At 72.2% G+C, this 18,478-nt stretch carries 18 protein-coding genes; 9 read left to right on the top strand and 9 right to left on the bottom strand.

All coding sequences use genetic code 11. The features are described 5' to 3' along the window. Positions 1-112: 112 nt before the first annotated feature. On the bottom strand, positions 113-760 hold the full coding sequence (locus ACGFW5_RS25835) for an NADPH-dependent F420 reductase (protein WP_393836660.1): 648 nt from the start codon (positions 758-760) through the stop codon (positions 113-115). A gap of 59 nt (positions 761-819) precedes the next feature. Continuing rightward, positions 820-1,632, bottom strand: coding sequence for an inositol monophosphatase family protein (locus ACGFW5_RS25830; protein ID WP_393836659.1), 813 nt, complete (start codon positions 1,630-1,632; stop codon positions 820-822). 137 nt (positions 1,633-1,769) lie between these two features. Between ACGFW5_RS25830 and ACGFW5_RS25825 the strand changes: the two genes are divergently transcribed. From ACGFW5_RS25825 to ACGFW5_RS25805, 5 genes are all read left to right on the top strand, one after another. Next, on the top strand, positions 1,770-2,723 hold the full coding sequence (locus tag ACGFW5_RS25825) for a LysR family transcriptional regulator (protein WP_393836658.1): 954 nt from the start codon (positions 1,770-1,772) through the stop codon (positions 2,721-2,723). A 216-nt stretch (positions 2,724-2,939) separates the two neighbouring features. Next, the gene (locus ACGFW5_RS25820) at positions 2,940-3,695 is read left to right on the top strand and encodes a (5-formylfuran-3-yl)methyl phosphate synthase (protein ID WP_393836723.1); all 756 of its coding nucleotides are present in this window, start codon (positions 2,940-2,942) and stop codon (positions 3,693-3,695) included. Between the two features lie 8 nt (positions 3,696-3,703). Continuing rightward, positions 3,704-5,107, top strand: a complete 1,404-nt coding sequence (locus ACGFW5_RS25815) for an aldehyde dehydrogenase family protein (RefSeq protein WP_393836657.1) — start codon at positions 3,704-3,706, stop codon at positions 5,105-5,107. A 2-nt stretch (positions 5,108-5,109) separates the two neighbouring features. Further along, a complete protein-coding gene (locus ACGFW5_RS25810) occupies positions 5,110-6,327 on the top strand; it encodes an NAD(P)-dependent alcohol dehydrogenase (protein ID WP_393836722.1) in 1,218 nt (405 codons plus the stop codon). Further along, positions 6,324-7,229: a class I SAM-dependent methyltransferase gene (locus tag ACGFW5_RS25805; protein ID WP_393836656.1), complete on the top strand. Its 906-nt coding sequence runs from the start codon at positions 6,324-6,326 to the stop codon at positions 7,227-7,229. Before ACGFW5_RS25810 ends, ACGFW5_RS25805 begins: the two co-directional genes overlap by 4 nt. 90 nt (positions 7,230-7,319) lie before the next feature. Here the strand turns inward: ACGFW5_RS25805 and ACGFW5_RS25800 are convergent, their stop codons facing one another. Both ACGFW5_RS25800 and ACGFW5_RS25795 read right to left on the bottom strand, forming a co-directional pair. Continuing rightward, on the bottom strand, positions 7,320-7,853 hold the full coding sequence (locus ACGFW5_RS25800; protein ID WP_393836655.1) for an EF-hand domain-containing protein: 534 nt from the start codon (positions 7,851-7,853) through the stop codon (positions 7,320-7,322). A gap of 343 nt (positions 7,854-8,196) precedes the next feature. Continuing rightward, positions 8,197-9,408, bottom strand: coding sequence for a pyridoxal phosphate-dependent aminotransferase (locus ACGFW5_RS25795; protein WP_393836654.1), 1,212 nt, complete (start codon positions 9,406-9,408; stop codon positions 8,197-8,199). Between the two features lie 132 nt (positions 9,409-9,540). On the opposite strand from ACGFW5_RS25795, the gene ACGFW5_RS25790 reads away from it, so the two are divergent. Next, a complete protein-coding gene (locus ACGFW5_RS25790; protein WP_393836653.1) occupies positions 9,541-10,182 on the top strand; it encodes a winged helix-turn-helix transcriptional regulator in 642 nt (213 codons plus the stop codon). Between the two features lie 486 nt (positions 10,183-10,668). On the opposite strand, the gene ACGFW5_RS25785 is transcribed toward ACGFW5_RS25790, so the two are convergent. The 3 genes from ACGFW5_RS25785 to ACGFW5_RS25775 all read right to left on the bottom strand — a co-directional run bounded on the left by ACGFW5_RS25785 (position 10,669) and on the right by ACGFW5_RS25775 (position 13,311). Then, positions 10,669-11,847, bottom strand: a complete 1,179-nt coding sequence (locus tag ACGFW5_RS25785) for a glutamate--cysteine ligase (RefSeq protein WP_393836652.1) — start codon at positions 11,845-11,847, stop codon at positions 10,669-10,671. Positions 11,848-11,964: 117 nt separating this feature from the next. Beyond that, complete coding sequence (locus ACGFW5_RS25780; protein ID WP_393836651.1) at positions 11,965-12,258, bottom strand: hypothetical protein; 294 nt, start codon at positions 12,256-12,258, stop codon at positions 11,965-11,967. A 192-nt stretch (positions 12,259-12,450) separates the two neighbouring features. Continuing rightward, positions 12,451-13,311, bottom strand: coding sequence for a UbiA family prenyltransferase (locus ACGFW5_RS25775; RefSeq protein WP_393836650.1), 861 nt, complete (start codon positions 13,309-13,311; stop codon positions 12,451-12,453). Between the two features lie 46 nt (positions 13,312-13,357). Between ACGFW5_RS25775 and ACGFW5_RS25770 the strand changes: the two genes are divergently transcribed. Genes ACGFW5_RS25770 through ACGFW5_RS25760 form a run of 3 tightly spaced genes read left to right on the top strand, consistent with a single transcriptional unit; the run spans position 13,358 to position 16,044 of the window. Next, complete coding sequence (locus tag ACGFW5_RS25770) at positions 13,358-14,491, top strand: type III polyketide synthase (protein WP_393836649.1); 1,134 nt, start codon at positions 13,358-13,360, stop codon at positions 14,489-14,491. A gap of 9 nt (positions 14,492-14,500) precedes the next feature. Further along, positions 14,501-15,016, top strand: coding sequence for an isoprenylcysteine carboxyl methyltransferase family protein (locus ACGFW5_RS25765; RefSeq protein WP_393836648.1), 516 nt, complete (start codon positions 14,501-14,503; stop codon positions 15,014-15,016). Further along, positions 15,013-16,044, top strand: coding sequence for an NAD(P)/FAD-dependent oxidoreductase (locus ACGFW5_RS25760; protein WP_393836647.1), 1,032 nt, complete (start codon positions 15,013-15,015; stop codon positions 16,042-16,044). The genes ACGFW5_RS25765 and ACGFW5_RS25760 overlap by 4 nt, the downstream gene beginning before the upstream one ends. An 88-nt stretch (positions 16,045-16,132) precedes the next feature. Here the strand turns inward: ACGFW5_RS25760 and ACGFW5_RS25755 are convergent, their stop codons facing one another. Further along, the gene (locus tag ACGFW5_RS25755) at positions 16,133-17,386 is read right to left on the bottom strand and encodes a beta-ketoacyl-[acyl-carrier-protein] synthase family protein (protein WP_393836646.1); all 1,254 of its coding nucleotides are present in this window, start codon (positions 17,384-17,386) and stop codon (positions 16,133-16,135) included. Positions 17,387-17,490: 104 nt separating this feature from the next. Next, positions 17,491-18,180, bottom strand: coding sequence for a lysophospholipid acyltransferase family protein (locus ACGFW5_RS25750; RefSeq protein ID WP_393836645.1), 690 nt, complete (start codon positions 18,178-18,180; stop codon positions 17,491-17,493). Between the last annotated feature and the right edge of the window lie 298 nt (positions 18,181-18,478).

Raw genomic sequence — 18,478 nt, 5'->3', positions numbered from 1 at the left:
CGCGAGCGGGCGGGCGCGCTCCTGGGCCGGCCGGGTGGTGGACCCGCGCAGCTCGCCCGGCCGCTGCTGTGCCCCCCTGGTCCAACTGCGTCTGCTTCAGGCCTTGTTGGTGTCAGCGGGCGAGGGAGACGGCGAAGGGCTGGAAGCCGTTTCGGCGCAGGATGTGCGGAACCACGAGGATCATGGCTTCGGTGGCTCGGGCCGTGGTGATGTCGCCCAGGTCCTCGATCCACCCGGGTTGCCAGCCCAGGTCGCCGAGCAGACCGGTGACGGTCTTCTTCGCCTGTTCGTCGTTGCCCGAGACATAGACGGTCGGTGGGGTGGCGAGGGCATCCGGGGCAGTCATGACCATGAACAGCATGGTGTTGAGGGTCTTGACCACATGGGTGTCGGGGAGGGCTGTTTGCAGTTGCTCGGCGAGGCTGCTGCCGGGATAGCACAGCTCGCCGGGCAGGCCGTCGCCTGCGTCGCGGGTGGCGTTGGAGACGTCTATGAGGATCTTGCCGGCGAGTTCGGTACGCAGACCGGCCAGACGCTCCAGGGCGCTGTCGCCGGGCGTCGCGTTGATCACGATGTCCGCGGTGCGGGCAGCGGTGCGCTGGTCGGCGAACGAGAGGCGGGAGGCTGTGCCCGCGGTGTCCGCCGCGGTCTCTTCCATCGGGCCGCGGCGACCCAGGATGACGTGGTGTCCGGTGGCGGCGAGCTTGTCGGCGAGGTTGGCGCCGACGCGGCCGGCACCCAGGATGCCGATGCTGGTCATGAGAGTGGTGGTCCTTGCTGTGTCGATGGGGACGGGCGGGAGCGCAGGCGGCTTCATGGTCAGGCGATCGGTGCCAGGACCTTGAGGGCGGCGGCGTGGATGCCGGGGGCGGCGGCCAGGAAATCGCGGCTGCCCGTGTTCCAGGGGGCGCCCGCCAGGTCGGTGACGGTGCCTCCGGCCTCCGAGACCAGCAGGGCTCCGGCCACCAGGCCGGAGCGGACGTCGGAGAACTGCCAGAACGCGTCCATGCGTCCGGCGGCGACGTGGATGAGCTGCATGGTCGCGGGCACGGACACCCGCACGACCAGGCCGTTGACGAGCATGGCGGTGACGGAGTCACCGATCCGCCGGAAGGTGCGCTCGTCCTCGCCGGGTTTGGCCTGGCCGGTGCCGGTGAGCGCGGCGCCCAGGTCGGTCTTGGCTGACACCGTCAGGGGCTGGTCGTTGAGACGGGCACCGTGGCCGGCGACGGCGGTGTAGGTGTCACCGGTCAGCGGCAGGTGGACGACGGTGAGTACCGGTCGGTTGTCGCGGACCAACGTGGCGGTGACGGCCCAGTCGTCCATGCCGTGAACGTGGTTGATGTTGCCCTCGGCCGGGTCGACGACCCACCACTCCCCCGGCGGGAGGGCGCCGCCGGCCAGCTCGTCCTCGGCCCACTGCGATCCCTGCCGGGCCCGCAGCAGCGGTTCGCGCAGCACCTCAAGTACCGCGTCGTCGTTGGCGTGGATCTCATCGACGACCTCGTCCAGACTCACGCCTCGGGCATGTGAGGTGTAGCGGTCGCGCAGTGTGAGGCCGGCGGCCTTCACCGCGGCCGTCACGTCGGACAGGAGGGTCGTGCCGGCGTCGAAAGGCATGGCTGTGCTCATGGTGGCTTCCCTGAGTTCAGTGGGTGCGAGGCAAGTTCAGTGGGTGCGAGGCGGCTTGTCCCGCACCCGCACTTCGAAAGGTAGGCGCCCGGCCAACTAACAACAAGTGCATGCTGGTTACTCGTAGAATGACTCTCATGCAACTGGATCTGAACCTGCTCACCGCCCTGGACGCCCTGCTGGAAGAGGGCAGTGTCGCCGGAGCCGCAGCCCGTCTCCACGTCACCGCACCGGCGATGAGCCGTTCCCTGGGCCGCATCCGCAGGGCCACCGGGGACCAGATCCTGGTCCGCACCGGCCGCACCATGGTCCCCACCACCCGCGCGCTGGCCATGCGCGCCCAGGTCCACGCCCTCGTACAGCAGGCCCACCAGCTCATGTCCGCGCAGCAGGAACTCGACTTGGCGTCCCTTGAGCGGGTGTTCACCGTGCGCTGGCACGACGCCCTGACCGCCGCTTGCGGCGCCGCCCTGATCACCGCCGTCCACCGCCGGGCCCCCGGAGTCCAGCTGCGCCTGCCTGCCGAACCCGGCACGGACACGCCCGAGTTGCGCCGGGGCGAGGTCGACCTCGAATCGAGCTCCGGACGGCCTGCGCTCGCCGACATCCGCCACCGCCTCGTCGGCAAGGACCGGTTGGTCGTCGCGGTCCGCCCGGGCCATCCGCTCACCGAAGGCCCGCTGGACGTGGCGCGCTACGCGGCCGCCGAACACGTCACCGTCTCGCGGCGCGGCAGCCTGCGCGACCGGATCGACGACGTTCTGGCCACGCACGGCAGCGAACGCCGCGTCATCGCCGCCGGGCCCACCGCCGCCTTCGCTCTGCGGCTCGCGCTCGGTACCGATGCGGTCGTCACCCTGCCGGACGCCGTCACCCGCACGGCCCGGGACCAACTCGGCCTGGTTTCGCTGCCGTTGCCGCTCCCGGTGCCCGATGTCCCCCTGTACCTGCTGTGGCACCGGCGCTACGACGACGACCGCGCCCACGCCTGGCTGCGCGACACGGCCGCCGACACCGTCCAGGCCCTGTTCGCGCCACCGGCCGGCGCTCCACACTCCCCCGCCGTCCGGACCGGGCACGACGTCGCGTAGACGGGCGATGTCCCTTGCTCTGCCGAAACGTTCCCCGTGGGGCGGTTCGTCCGTTATGCACGGCGCGCACCTCCTGGGTGTGAGCCCCGCCGGGAGCTGTGCGCGCCCTACCGGTGCTCGCGGACGGCGGAAATGATGTGCGCACCGCACATGAACCAGGCGATCCGCACCCCCCTGTCCCTCGGCCGGGCGGGCGTGCGGCGGAAGGAGCTCATGGTGTTGCTTCTCATCTCCCCGGACAGCGTCGAGGAGGCTTTCGCTTGTGCGAAGGCGGCCGAGCATCTGGACATCGTCGACGTCAAGAAGCCCGACGAGGGCTCGCTCGGCGCCAACTTTCCCTGGGTGATCAGGGAGATCCGCGCCGTGGTACCGGCGGACAAGCCGGTGTCCGCCACCGTGGGTGATGTCCCGTACAAGCCGGGGACGGTGGCCCAGGCCGCGCTCGGCGCCGTCGTCTCGGGCGCCACGTACATCAAGGTCGGCCTTTACGGCTGCACGACGCCCGATCAGGGCATCGAGGTGATGCGGGCCGTCGTCCGCGCGGTCAAGGACCACCGCCCCGACGCCTTCGTGGTCGCCTCCGGATACGCCGACGCCCACCGCATCGGGTGCGTCAACCCGCTCGCGCTGCCCGACATCGCCGCCCGCTCCGGCGCCGATGCGGCCATGCTCGACACCGCCATCAAGGACGGGACGCGGCTGTTCGACCACATTCCTCCCGAGACCTGTGCCGAGTTCGTACGGCTGGCCCACGCCTCCGGTCGGCTCGCGGCACTCGCCGGCAGCGTCGCGCGGGCCGACCTCGCCGCGCTGACCCGCATGGGTACGGACATCGTGGGCGTGCGCGGAGCGGTCTGTGAGGGTGGCGACCGCAACACCGGCCGGATTCAGCCACATCTGGTGGCCGCCTTCAGGGCGGAGATGGACCGGCAGGCCGGGGAGCACGCCGCCGGCACCCCCGCCGTGAACTGACCGCCGGCATGCCGACGCCTGAGGCAGTCAGCGTGCCCGGCCGCCGGGCCGCACGTTTCGCCGTCGCCGACCCGGCGACCGGGGAGACCTTCGACGAGGCCCCCGACCGGCATCCGGACGAGCTGGACGACGTGGTCGCCCGCGCCCGGCGCGCCTGGAGCGGCTGGCGCGCCGACCCCACAGCCCGCGCCGCCGCGCTGCGCGGAGCAGCCGACGCCGTGGAGAGGACGGGCGACGACCTCGCCCGGTTGCTCACCCGCGAACAGGGCAAACCACTGGCCGAGTCGTACGCGGAAGTCGCCAGGACCGCGGCGCGGCTGCGCTACTTCGCGGGCCTGTCCCCCCTCACTCGCGAGATCGACGACGGCCGGCCCGTGCACAGCGAGATCCGCTGGCGTCCTCTTGGACCCGTCGCCGCGATCGTGCCGTGGAACTTCCCCCTCCAGCTCGCGGCGGCGAAGTTCGCACCGGCGCTCGCGGCGGGCAACACCGTGGTGCTCAAACCCTCGCCGTTCACGCCGCTCGCCACCCGGCTGCTCGGCTTCGTCCTCGCCACCGCCCTCCCCCAGGACGTCCTGACCGTCGTGACCGGCCGCGAACCGCTCGGTGCCCGCCTCGTCTCGCACCCCGGCATTCGTCACGTCACCTTCACCGGCTCGGTGCCCACCGGGCGGGCCGTCGCCGAAGCGGCGGCGGGCTCGCTCACCCGGACCACCCTGGAACTTGGCGGCAACGACGCCGCCGTCCTGCTCGACGACGTCGACGTGGAGGGGATCGCCGAGCGGCTGTTCTGGGCGGCGTTCCGCAACTGCGGGCAGGTCTGCATGGCCGTCAAACGTGTCTACGTCCCGGCTCGGCTCCACGCCGAGGTCGTCGAAGCCCTCGCCCAGCATGCGAAGACCGTCGCCGTCGGGCCCGGCCTCGATCCCGGAACCCGGATGGGACCGGTCAACAACGCCCCGCAGCTGGCCCGCGTCGAACAGCTCACGCAGGAGGCCCTGGCCGACGGCGCCCGGGCGGCATCAGGAGGCCACCGGCTTGAAGGGCCGGGGTACTTCTTCGCTCCCACGATCCTCACCGGCGTTCCGCCCGGCAGCCGGGTGGTGACCGGGGAACAGTTCGGGCCGGTGCTGCCGGTGCTGTCGTACCGCAGCCTGGACGAAGCCGTCGACGCGGCCAACGGCACACGCTTCGGACTGGGCGGCTCCGTGTGGGGCACCGATCTCGACCGGGCCGAGGAGGTGGCCGGCCGGCTCGAATGCGGCACGGCGTGGATCAACCACCACGCCGAACTCTCCCTCGCCCAGCCCTTCGCGGGCATCAAGGACAGCGGGGTCGGCGTCGCGGGCGGGCCGTGGGGGCTGTACGGCAACCTCCGGCCGTTCGTCGTCCACCGTCCCCGGGAGGCATGACGATGCGGTTCCAGGCCGCTGTACTGCGCTCGTACGACGGCCCGTTCACACTTGAGGAGGTGGACCTGCGACCGGATCTTGGCGCCGGCGACATCCTGGTGGAGATCGCGGGCTCCGGGATGTGCCGGACCGACCTCGCGGTCCGCCGGTCCGCCGGCCGCAGCCCGCTGCCTGCCGTCCTCGGCCACGAGGGCGCCGGGGTCGTGGTGCGGTCGGGCGGCGGCCCGGACACCACGATCCAGGTCGGCGATCACGTCGTGCTGAGTTTCGACTCCTGCGGCCACTGCCGCAGCTGCCGGGCCGCGGCCCCCGCCTACTGCGACTCCTTCGCCTCCCTCAACCTCTTCGGGGGCCGGACAGAGGCCCCGCCGCGACTCGGGGACGCGGCCGGGAAAGCGCTGGCCCCCCGTTGGTTCGGGCAGTCCTCGTTCGCCGCGTACGCGCTCGTCCCCGCCCGCAATGCCGTCCAAGTCGACCCCGCGCTGCCCCTCGAACTGCTCGGGCCCCTCGGCTGCGGCTTCCTCACCGGAGCCGGAGCCGTGCTGAACACCTTCCGCGCGGGCCCCGGCGACACCCTGGTGGTCCTCGGCGCGGGCGCCGTGGGCCTGGCCGCGGTGATGGCGGCCACCGCCGCGGGCGTCCTGACCGTGGCCGTCGACCGGCATCCCCAACGACTCGCCCTGGCCGAGCAGTTCGGCGCGATCCCCCTGCCCGCCACGACGGACGGACTACCGGAACGGATCCGACGGCTCACCGACGGCGGCACGCAGTACGCCCTGGACACCACGGCCTCGGCCCCGCTGATCAACACCGCGCTCCGAGCACTGCGCCCCACCGGCAGCCTCGGCCTTGTGGCACGCCTCCACGACACCCTGCCCCTCCAAGCGGGCACGCTCGACCGGGGCCGCAGCATCCGCCACATCAGCGAGGGGGACGCCGTACCCGCGCTGCTGATACCCCGGCTCACCCGGCTGTGGCAGGCCGGCGACTTCCCCTTCGACCAGCTGATCCGCACCTATCCGCTGGCAGACATCAACGAGGCCGAACGTGACTGCGACGCGGGCCGCGTGGTCAAGCCGGTCCTGCTCCCCGAAGGGACAACCGGTCCTGCTCCCCGAAGGGACAAGCCGATGAGTGGGGCATGCGGCACCGCGGTCTCTCCATCCGACCGTTCACCAGACACGTCACGCTCACCACTCCCGCCAACGGAGGCAACATGACCGGCACGGCGCCCCAGCGGACAGATGCGGAAGGGGTGGACGGAGGTGTGGGTCTGACCGCCCTCCTGGTCGCGGCGGCACGGGCGATCGAGACCCACCGCCACGACAGCCTGGCCCAGGACGTCCACGCGGAACACTTCGTACGCGCCGCCCCGGCATGCACGGGCTGGCCGCTGCGCATCGAGCAGGTGCCGGACGGGGACGCCAACCCGTTGTGGGGCCGGTTCGCCCGCTACTTCGGCCTGCGGACCAGGGTCCTCGACGACTTCCTGCTCCGGTCGGTCCGTGGCAACGCCCGCCAAGTGGTGCTGCTGGGCGCGGGTTTGGACACGCGCGCCTTCCGTCTGGACTGGCCGTCAGACGTGGTGGTCTTCGAGTTGGACAGGGCCGGCGTGCTGGCCTTCAAACAGCAGGTGCTCTCCGACCTGTCGGCCGCCCCCACGGCGGACCGTGTCCCCGTACCGGTCGACCTGCGCGCGGACTGGGTCACGGGGCTGACTGCCGCCGGGTTCGACCCGGCTCTGCCGAGCGTCTGGCTGGCCGAGGGCCTTCTCTTCTACCTGCCGAGCCCCACCGAGACGTACCTCATCGACACGGTCGACCGGCTGACCACCGACGGCAGCGCTCTGGCCTTCGAGGCGAAGCTGGAGAAGGACCTGTTGGCGTACCGCGACAGCACGATCTACACGGCGGTACGCGAGCAGATCGGCATGGATCTGCTCCACCTCTTCGACCAAGGGGCCCGCCCCGACTCCGCGGGCACCCTGAGCGCCAGGGGCTGGTCCGTCTCGGTGCACACGCCGTTCGAGTTCACCCGCCGGCACCGTCGCGGCCCGCTCCCCGAGCCGAATGACGCGCTGGAGGGAAACCGGTGGGTGTTCGCGCACAAGCGCAGGCCATGACACCCGCACCGCTCAGGACGCCATTCCCGCGGGGCCCGCCCGCCGCCCCGGTGCCTGACACCTGGCATCCGACACCTGGGCCGAGAGCTTTCAGACGGCCCGGGCGGGCACCAACTCGTCGCCCGGAATCCCGGCCATGTCCGGCGCGTAGTACTCCTCGATGCCGACGGCCCACGTGCTCACGGTGATGCGGTCCTGCGTGTCCGGGCCGAAGGCGTCGAAGAGCGCGTGGATGTTGGCCTCCGCGAAGCCGATCGCCTTCATCAGCGATACGAAGAGCGGGCGCTCGATCAGGCCGTCCCCGTCCGGGTCGCCGAGCGCGGCGAGCGCCTGGGCGAACTCGCTGACCGTGGGGCCGAATCGCTCGGGGTCCAGGACGAACGGACGGAACTCCTCGACGGTGATCACACCGTCGCCATTGGCGTCCAGTTCTGTGGCAAGCGTCGTCCAGTAGCGCCGGAACGCGTCCCGGATGGCGGCCTTGGCGCCCTCGTCCGATGCGGCCGCCGCCTGAAGGACACGGCCTGTCATGAGGTCGAAGTCGTCGGAGTCGATGACTCCGTTGCCATTGGCGTCGAAGAGGGAGAAGACCAACTCGACTCGCTCGGCAGCCTCGGTTCGCATGAGCGTCACCTGTCTTCTGGGGCCCGTGGGTCCTGGGCCCGGCTCAATGAGTGCCTTCACCTAACGGTGCCGGGACGGCAACGTGACGGTACGGCGGCCCGCGTCACCGGAATGAGTGAGTTCGCCGACCATGCACCGGGTGGATGCCCCTGTGGAGGCGGCGAACGGGGCAACGACTCGTTCGAGGCGATGGCCTGGCGGTTCTTCGCCTGCCCGCTCCGTCGGAGCACGGGGCAGGAGTCCGGCGCGCGGCGGTCGCGTTTCATGTGGCCGGGTCCGTCAGTGCACCAAGGATCAGCGGCGGAAGGTTACTGTCCGGCCGGCTTCCTACTGCCGGCCCCCGCTACTGCCGGTACCCGCTCAGGAATCGTCCGATCCGGCTGATCGCGGTGTCCAGGTCGTCGGCGTGCGGCAGGGTCAGGATCCGGAAGTGGTCGGGGCGGGGCCAGTTGAAGCCGGTGCCCTGGACGACCTGGATCTTTTCCTGGAGCAGTAGGTCGAGCACGAACTTCTCGTCGTCGTGGATCGGGTGCACCTTGGGGTCGATGCGCGGAAACGCGTACAGGGCGCCCTTCGGCTTGACGCAGGACACTCCGGGGATCTCGTTGAGTCTTTCCCAGGCGCGGTCGCGCTGCTCGTGAAGCCGACCACCCGGCGCGGTCAGCTCGTGGATGGACTGACGGCCGCCGAGCGCGGCCTGGATGGCGTACTGGGCCGGGGCGTTGGCGCACAGCCGCATGGAGGCGAGCATGTTCAGCCCCTCCAGGTAGCTCTTCGCATGGTGCTTGGGGCCGGTCACCACGAGCCAGCCGGAACGGAACCCTGCCACCCGGTACGTCTTCGACAGTCCGCAGAAGGTCAGGACGACCAGGTCGGGGGCGAGGGCCGCCGCACAGTGGTGCACGGCGTCGTCGTACAGGATCTGGTCATAGATCTCGTCCGCGAAGACCATGAGCTGGTGGCGCCGGGCGAGGTCGAGGATGCCTTCGACGATTTCCTTCGGGTAGACCGCGCCCGTCGGGTTGTTGGGGTTGATGAGAACCACGGCTCTGGTGCGATTCGTGATCTTGGAGGCCATGTCGGCGAGATCCGGGTACCAGTCGGCCGACTCGTCACAGATGTAGTGCACGGCCTTGCCGCCCGCGAGGGTGGTGACGGCGGTCCAGAGCGGGAAGTCGGGGGCGGGTACGAGGACTTCGTCTCCGTCGTCGAGGAGGGCCTGCACGGCCATGGACACCAGCTCGGAGACGCCGTTGCCGAGGAAGATGTCGTCCACCGTGACGTCGCTCAGGCCGAGCGCCTGGTAGCGCTGGGCCACCGCGCGGCGGGCGGAGAGCACCCCGCGTGAGTCGGTGTAGCCGTGTGCCTGGGGAAGCATGCGGATCATGTCCTGGACGATTTCCTCGGGCGCCTCGAAGCCGAAGAGTGCCGGATTTCCGGTGTTGAGGCGCAGCACGCTGTGGCCCGCCTCCTCCAGTGCGTTGGCCTGCTCGATCACGGGGCCCCGGATCTCGTAACAGACCTCGCTGAGCTTGCTCGACTGCCGAAACTCCATGGCGCGCCCTCCCAGGTTCTTCGCGGTCCCGGACCGAACGGGCCCCGCTCGGCTCACTCGTACCGCAACGTCGCACTTGGTTTTACCAAGTTAACGCTTGGAATGTCCAACAACTTGTCTAGACTCCCTCGCATGCCGCCACGCCAGCAACGCCGTCGAAGCTACGACCAGTACTGCGCCTCCGCCCGGGCCCTGGACGCCGTCGGGGACCGCTGGACCCTGCTGGTCGTCCGGGAGCTCCTTGGCGGACCGCGCCGTTACACCGACTTGCATGCCGACCTGCCCGGCGTCTCCACGGACGTGCTTGCGGCCCGGCTCAAGGACATGGAGGCGCAGGGTCTCGCGATCCGGCGCAGGCTTCCGCCGCCCGGCGCCGCGACGGTCTACGAACTCACCCCGCGGGGCGTCGGGTTGCTGCCCGTCCTGACCGCGCTGGCCGAATGGGGCGCCCCCGACCTCACCGAGCGCCGGCCCACCGACGCGGTACGCGCGCACTGGTTCGCACTGCCGCTCCTGAACCGCCTTCCTGCGCCGAAGGTCCCGAGCGTCGTCGAAGTGGTCCTGGACGAGGGCGTGTTCCACCTGCGCCTGGGCGGCGAAAGATTGGGGTACGGCGACGGCCCCGCCGAGGAACCGGACGTGCGCCTCGTGCTCGACTCCGACACCTGCCGTGAACTCGGCGAGGGAGTGCTCGGCGTCGACGAGGCCGTCACTGCCGGCCGGATCACATTGTCGGGCGAAGGCCCGTACGCCGCGGCGCTGCGCGGCAGTTGAGAAATTGCCTGGCCTCGACGAACGCCCCCAGCGCGCTACGAACCGAACCCGGCCACCCAACTCACCCGGCTCACCCGGCCCACCGGCATGCGCAGCGCACCGGCAGCGCGTTCAGCAACGTTCGCCGCGCCCTGGGGGACTCACCGGCGGCGTGGCCGGGGCGGGCCCGGCGGATGGGGGCGGTCCGGCCCTCGACGGCTTTGACGATGCTCGGGTCTCTGTCTCCACGGTGTCGTGTGGTTTGGCCTTCGGTATGTCCTCGCCATGGATCTGGACCCCGGGCAGAGGGAGCCCCGCATGGCCGAAGCGTTGGTGCACCGGCTTGCGGCTGCCCGAGGTCACGATGACCCAGACGTCCGGCTTCAGGGTGTCGAGCAGAGCGGCAGCGCCAGTGACGGGAGGGAAGGCATTTCCTTCACGCCGCATCAGTTCGTCGAGCACCCGTCGCTCCGCAATCGAGTCCAGATGCGGGGCCCGCACTGCTGGTCACCGCCCCCGCTGCCCGTCGACCGGGCTCACCGCCCGCGTCGGGCGGCCGCACGCGGTGGAGAGGACGAGTTCGTCCACCACGCCGGCGGGGCCCGCGGCGGCTGCCCAGGCGCGCTGGCGTGAGGCGCCGTCCCCGTGGGTGGTCAGCCGTTGGAACAGGGCCATGACCGGGTCCAGGTCGCCGAACTCCTCAAGTGCCGGGCGCACGAAGGAAACCAGCTCCCCGGCAAGGTCCTGGATGGGACGGGACCGGCCGGTCCACGGGTCGAAGCCGTGGCCGCTCCAGCCGTCCCGGGCAGCCCGCCAGCAGGCAGCCCGCAGCACTTCGCCCTCCCACGCCCGCCCCGGATCCCCCGCTTGCGCCTGGCCGGCTGAGGTGACGACCAGGGCGCGCAGGAGCACGGTGACCGCGACGGTGTCCTCGACGTCCTGCAACACGTCCATCGCGCGGATCTCCAGGGTGGGCAGCCTGGGGTTGGGGCGCAGATCCCAATACGGTGTACCCGCATTCAGCATGGCCTCGGTGTCGGCGACGACGACGGCCAGCCGCTCGTGCTCCTCCAACGAAGCGGCGTAGGGCGGCGGGCCCAGACACGGGAAGCGGCTGCGGATGGCCGTACGCCAGCTGGCGTATCCCGTGTCGCACCCGCGGTGGAAGGGCGAGTTGGCGCTCAGCGCGATCAGCAGCGGCAGCCACGGCCGCAGGTGATTGGCCGTCAGGACAGCCAGCTCACGATCGGGAAGGTGGACGTGGACATGGAGGGCGCTGATCGCGAAGTCATCCAACTGGCTCCGGTACTGCGCCCGTGCGGCCTGATAGCGCGGATGGTCCGCCACCTGCGCGGGTCCCGGCTCCCGCAGGACCGCGGTGCCCGAGGCACACAGTTCCAGTCCCTCCGCGCGGGCCGCCGCGACCAGCGCGCCGCGCACCCGGGTCAACTCCTCGCCGAGCTCACGGGCGGTCCGGCACGGGGGTGTGCGCCCCTCGACCTGGCACAGGGCGAACTCCTGCGCCACCAGGTCACCCACCTCAGCCGCGGCGCGGGCCGCGACGATCGCGCCGGCGGGAACGACGGAGCGTGTGCGCGGGTCGACGAGGAAGTACTCCTCCTCCACGCCCACGGTCGGAATCCGGTCGGCGCAGGAACCACTCGCGGCGGTAGCAGGCTGGGTCACACTCCCAGCATCGCGGCCCGAGCCCGAATACGTGCCAGGCGCGCCCGGGCACCCGTCATGAGGTGCGGGACGCGGCGCGCCCGCCCGCGGGCCGGGAGGCGCAGGTGTGCACGCCCTTCAGGCCGTACGAGAGAGTTTCCTCAGCACGTCCTGCGCCCGTTCGCCCTCGCGCACGCCGTCCACGACGGCCTGGTGGTAGGAGCGGCTGTCCTCCTCGGAGTGGCAGGGCACGGGACTCCCTACGAGGGTGTACCAGTCGGTGGCGCCGGAGTACTGCACGGCGAGGTGTGCCTCGTGCTCCGACCAGGTGGTGTGGAGGGTGAGGTCTCCGTGCATCTGGCCGAGCTCCTCGGCCTGTACGACACCGGGGAGGACGTGGATGCCCACCGTGGTCCAGGATGCCCAGCCCATATCGTTCCCTTGTCTCGCAGGAGCGCCGCTACGAAGCCGGTGCCGGTTGCCTCAAGTCTGGCCCCGGGCGGCGCACCGCTCACTTCGGGACACCCGGCCCGCCCGGAGCAGCAGCCCGCCCCGGCCCAGGCGGGGTGAACCCGGCGACCGGGTAGCCGGGCAACCCGGCACTCCCTCGCCGCGCCGCACGGGTCAGGCCATGTCCGCGCCGCGCAGGAGCAGAAGAGCGACAGCCAGACCGCTGCCGATGATCGCCGCTCGGAACGGCCATCGGCTCCGGCTCCCCCACGGCAGGGCGGTACCGGCGAACGTCACCGCCGCTGATGCCGCCCCCAGGGACCAGTCCCAGAACCGTGGTGTGCCGGGTGGCCCGGCGACCAGTACGCCCAGCGCCGCGAGCGTCGTGAGCGGGGCGAGCCACCGGCAGGCCGGGCGGCCAAGTCGTTGGGGCAGTCCGCGCACCCCGGCCGCGAGATCGTCCTCGATGTCGGGCAGGACATTGACCACGTGGGCCGCGACGCCCAGGAGCGCGCCCGCCGTCACGGCCCACCAGGCGGGCGGGACCGAGGGGTGCAGACCGAGGGTGACGAAGGCCGGCAGGGAGCCGAAGCCGACGGCGTAGGGCAGCGGCGAGAACACCGTGCGCTTGAGCAGCACGTTGTAGGACCAGCCGGCGGCCACCCCCGCCACATGGGCCGCTCCCGCCGTGACACCGCTCAGCAAGGACAGGGGCACGCACAGGGCCAGAGCGGTCCCGGCCGCCGCGGCCACCGTCCGGGGGGCGAGTTCACCCGTGGCCACCGGTTTGTCACGGCGTCCGCAGGCCGTGTCCCGGCGGGCGTCGATCGCGTCGTTGCACCACCCCACCGACAGCTGGCCGGTGAATACGGCGGCGGCCACGGCCGTGGAGCCCGCCGTCCCGCGGCCCGCCACTGCGGCAAGCGCGGTGCCGAACAGCGTCACGGCGATCGTCGGCTCCAGGTGGCAGGCCCGCAGCAGCGACGGGACATGACGTGCCGCAGGCGGGAGAGCACCGAGCGGGTGGAGAGTCACAGGGGGAAGTTATGCGAGCGTGCGCTGCGAGGAAGGGATTCTTGACATGCGTGTCCCTGTCGTTGTCGAGGACGTCCCCGCTCCGTCCGTCGCGCCGTGCCGCCCGTCCCCGCCCGTCACCACGACGATCGCCGCGGTCCGCACCGCCCTGCCTGCCCACCGGTACGCCCAGGACGATCTCACCGAGGCGATCGGCGACCTGTGCCTGGCTCCGGATGCGGACCGCGCCCTGTTGCGCCGGCTGCACGCGTCGGCAGGCGTACGCACCCGTCACCTCGCCCTGCCGATCGAGCGGTACGCCGGCCTGAGCGACTTCGGACGAAGCAACGACGCGTGGATGGCGGCCGGACTCGCGCTCGGCGAGGAAGCGCTCACCGCCGCACTGCGAGACGCCGGGATCGAACCCGCCGACGTCGATCTGCTGGTGTGCACGTCCATCACCGGGATCGCCGCGCCCTCACTGGACGCCCGGCTGGCCGGGAGGCTGGGCCTGCGGCCCGACGTCAAGCGCGTTCCCGTATTCGGCCTGGGATGCGTGGCCGGGGCGGCCGGACTCGCCCGCGTGCACGACTATCTGCGCGGACACCCCGGGGGCACCGCCGTGCTGCTCAGTGTCGAACTGTGCTCATTGACGCTCCAGCACCGCGACGACTCCGGTGCGAACCTCGTGGCCGGCGCCCTGTTCGGGGATGGCGTGGCCGCGCTGATCGCACGCGGCGAGCCCGTCGCCGCATCGGGCGGAGCCGGACCCTCGGTGATCGCCACCCGCAGCCACCTGTACCCCGGCACCGAACACCTCCTCGGGTGGGACATCGGCGCCGACGGTTTCCGGGTCGTCATCGACGCGGGGGTCCCCGACATCGTGCGGGGCCACTTCGGTGCACACCTCCGTTCCTTCCTGGACGGACACGGCCTCGCCGTCGGCGACATCGGCGCATGGGTGTGCCACCCGGGCGGCCCCGCGGTGCTTTCAGCCGTGGCCGACTCACTCGGCCTGCCCGGGAACGCCCTCGACGTGTCCCGGCACTCCCTGGCGACGGTGGGCAACATGTCGTCCGCGTCCGTCCTGCACATCCTGCAGACCATCCACGAGTCCCGGCGGCCCGAGCCCGGCACCTGGGGGCTGGTCGCGGCGATGGGCCCCGGGTTCTGCTCCGAACTCGTCCTGCTTCGATGGTGAGTGGCCTTCATGCACTGGTACGCACTTCTCGTTCTCGCCGTCGCCGCCGAGCGCTTCGCCGAACTCGCCGTCGCGCGGCGCAACGCGGCCCGGTCCTTCGCCCGCGCCGGCGTGGAACACGGCCGCGGCCATTATCCGGTGATGGTCGTCCTGCACACCGGCCTGCTCGTTTCCTGCCTCGCCGAAACCACCCTCGCCGACCGGCCGTTCGTGCCCGCGCTGGGATGGCCCATGCTGGCGCTGGCCCTGCTGGCCCAAGCCCTGCGGTGGTGGTGCATCACCACGCTCGGGCCGTACTGGAACACCCGGGTCATCGTCGTCCCCGGGACACGCCTGGTCGGCGCGGGACCGTACAGATTCCTTCACCACCCCAACTACGTGGCCGTCGTCGTGGAAATCCTCGCCCTGCCCCTGGTGCACGGCGCCTGGCTGACCGCCGCGGTGTTCACCCTGGCCAACGCGATGCTGCTCACGGTGCGCATCCGGTGCGAGAACAATGCTCTTGCTCTGGCCGTGCGCGCATGAAGGGCCCTTACGACCTCATCGTTGCCGGAGGCGGTCCCGCGGGTCTGGCGACCGCGCTGCACGCCGCACGCGCGGGTCTCGACGTGGTCGTGGCCGAGCCCCGCCGGGCGCCGGTCGACAAGGCGTGCGGGGAGGGCCTGATGCCCGGTGCCGTACGGGCGTTGCGTGCGCTCGGCCTGGAGGTCCCCGGTCGGCCGATCGGTGGAATCCGCTATGTGCAGGGGCCCCTGCGGGCCGAGGCCAGCTTCCGGCAGGGCTTTGGTCTCGGTGCCCGCCGTACCGAGCTGCACGCGGTTCTGCACCGGGCCGTGCTCGACGAGGGCGTCCCCGTGCTGCCCCTGCGGGTCGGTGAGGTGCGACAGAACGCCACGGGGGTCACCGTGCCCGGCACCGGTTTGCGTGCCGGGTGGCTGGTGGCGGCGGACGGGCTTCATTCATCGGTGCGCCGTTGCCTGGACCTTGACGTGGCGAGCAGCACCACGCCCCGCTACGGGCTGCGCCGCCACTACGCTGTCGCGCCGTGGTCGTCGTATGTGGAGGTGCACTGGGGGCCGTTCGGGGAGGCGTACGTCACTCCGCTCGGCCCTGCGCTGGTGGGAGTGGCGCTTCTGACGGCCCGGCGGGCCCCCTACGACGTCCAGCTCGCCGCCTTCCCCGAGCTGGCGGGCCGCCTTCCCGAGAGCGCGGCCGTCACCGCGGTACGCGGCGCGGGACCGCTGCGCCGACGGTCCCGGAAGCGCTGCCACGGACGGGTGTTGTTCGTCGGTGACGCGGCCGGGTATGTCGACGCGCTGACCGGCGAAGGGGTCTCCCTCGCCCTCGCAGGCGCCGAGGCCCTGATCCGGAACATCCGCCGCGGCACCCCCCGGCGCTACGAGGACGACTGGAACCGCGTGACCCGACGTCACCGTCTTCTGACGGAGCTGCTGGTGCGCACCCGTCAGCGTCCCGCGCTCGCTCCTCTCATCGTGCCGGCCGCCACCCGTCTGCCCCGCCTCTTCGCGGCCGCCGTGAACGCGCTGGCGTGAGCCGGCGGGGACGGGCCGCATCGCGCAGGTCGGGAGTGGATCGGGGCGAGCGGGGAGGGCGGTGGGCAGCGGGCGGGGTGCGGATCCTTCAGGGGGTGGCGGTGAAGGCGAGCACGGCGTTCTGGCCGCCGAAACCGAAGGAGTTGCTGATGGCTGCTCCCATCCGCAGCGGGCGCGGGGCCTTGGCGACGACGTCCAGGTCCAGCGTCGGATCCAGGGTGTCGAGGTTGGCGGTGGGCGGGATCAGCTGGTGGCGCAGGGTGAGCACGGTGCAGGCCGCCTCGATGGCGCCCGCGCCGCCGATGGCGTGGCCGATGGTGCCCTTGACGGCGGTGACGGGAGGGGGCCTGCGGAACACCTGGTGCAGCGCGTTGTGCTCGGCCGCGTCTCCCTGCGGGGTGGCGGTGCCGTGCGCGTTGACGTGGTCGATGTCTTCCGGGTCAAGGCCCGCGTCCGCGAGGGCGGCGCGCAGGGCCCGTGCGGCGACGTGGCCGTCGGGCTGTGGGGCGGTGACGTGGTGGGCGTCGCAGGAGGCTCCGTAACCGGCTAGCAGTGCCTGGGGGTGCGCGCGCCGTGCCCTGGCGTCCTCCATGCGTTCGAGGACGAGGACGGCCGCTCCCTCACCGAGGACGAAGCCGTCGCGGTCCCGGTCGAAGGGCCGGGAGGCCGTCTCGGGGCTGTCGGCGCGCCGTGAGAGTGCACGCATCTGGGCGAAGCAGGCGGCGGTCATGCGCAGCCGCGCCGACTCGCTGCCACCGGCCAGGACCACGTCGCACGAGCCGGACAGCAGCCAGTCGCGTGCCAGTCCGATCGCGCTGGTGCCGGAGGCGCAGGCCGCGCTGACGACCAGGTTGGGCCCCTGCGCCCCGAGGTCGAGGGCGATCTCGGCGGCCGCCATGTTCGGCACGCTGCGCGTCAGGGCCAGCGGCGAGACGCGTTCGGGCAGCTGAACCGCGAGCCGGTCGAACTCGGACTGCCAGCCCTGTATGGAACCGGTACCGACGCCCATCACCACGCCGATACGGGCGCCGTCCCAGCTGCTGGGGCTCAGGCCCGCGTCGGTGACGGCCTCACGGGCGGCGAGCAGCGCGAAGATCGTGAACCGGTCGAGGCGCCGGGCGAGCCGGTGACCCAGCAGCCCTGCCGCGTCGAGGCCGGGCACCTGGCAGGAGAACGCCACGGGCAGTCCGTGCAGCGCGGGGTCGACGGCGGCCGTGGACAGCCCGGCCGTGAGGCCCGCCCACGCCGCCTCAGTGCCGACGCCCGCCGGAGTGACCATTCCCAGTCCGGTGACGGCCACGGGGGCGCGCCGCGCGGGGCCATGTGCTGTCACGAGGTGCATGGGGGTGATTGTTCGGGCCGGGCGGGGAGCTTCGGGGACAGCGCAACTCGTTCGGCCCAGGCGAAGGGGCCCGCATCACCCGTATGAGCGAACGGCCGTGTCTGTCACCGGCGCTGGTCGTCCGGGGCCGGGTCCTCGCCCGGCGCACTGGCCCCGAGCCCCTGCACCGCGCGGGACCAGGTCACGCCCAGTGCGGCCTCCAGGTCTTTCAGCGGGCGGTCCGAGACGTCGAGCCGGAGCGGCGGCCCGATGTGCACATGGACGCGCGGCCTGCGCACCGGCGCGGTGGCCCAGCCGGCCAGCTGCTTGGCCCGGCTGCCGGAGGCGACCCGGCGGGCGCCCGCGTGCCCGATGGGGATCACGGGCGCGCCGGTGGACACCGCGAGCCGGACGACACCGGTCTTCAAAGGGCCCGGCGGACGGTCGTGGGAGGTGTGGTGCCGGGGCAGCCCCCCTTCTGGGTAGATGAGCACGCTGCGTCCCGCGGCGAGCGCTTCGGCGGCGTGTCGCAGGGCGTCCCCGGCGCGGCTGCTCCCCCGGTGCACCGGCACGTATCCCTCCCGGGTGAGGGCCCGGGACAGCAGCGGTACCCGCCACATTCCGGCGGTGGCCAGTACGGCGGGCCGCAGGCCGAGCCGGTGCAGGGTGCCGATGAGCAGCACCGGGTCGAAGAACGAGGTGTGGTTGGCAGCGAGGACACACCCGCCGCCGGCGGCCCGGCTCAGGTGCTCGGCACCGCTCACGGTCGTGTCGCTGAAGACGGGCACCAGGGATCCGGCGCATGAGGACAGCATCCGGGCCCTCCTTCTCTCACGGCGTTCGGCGGTGGTGTCGGGACACGTGGCGGTACGGCGGGGGCGAGGGCAGGGCCTGCGCGGCCGGGGCGGGACAGGCCCTGTCCGGCAGGACGCGCTCGTGCCTGGGCGGCGCCTGGGCCGGTGCGGCCGTGGACGGGCGGCGGCCTGGGCCGGTGCGGGTGGACGGGCGGCGGCCCGGCCGGTGCGGGTGGACGGGCGGCGGCCCGGCCGGTGCGGGTGGACGGGCGGCGGCCCGGCCGGTGCGGGTGGACGGGCGGCGGCCCGGCCGGTGCGG

Source organism: Streptomyces sp. NPDC048416 (genome assembly GCF_043200435.1).
In the GTDB taxonomy this organism is placed as follows: domain Bacteria; phylum Actinomycetota; class Actinomycetes; order Streptomycetales; family Streptomycetaceae; genus Streptomyces.
This window is presented reverse-complemented; position numbering and strand designations above follow the sequence as displayed.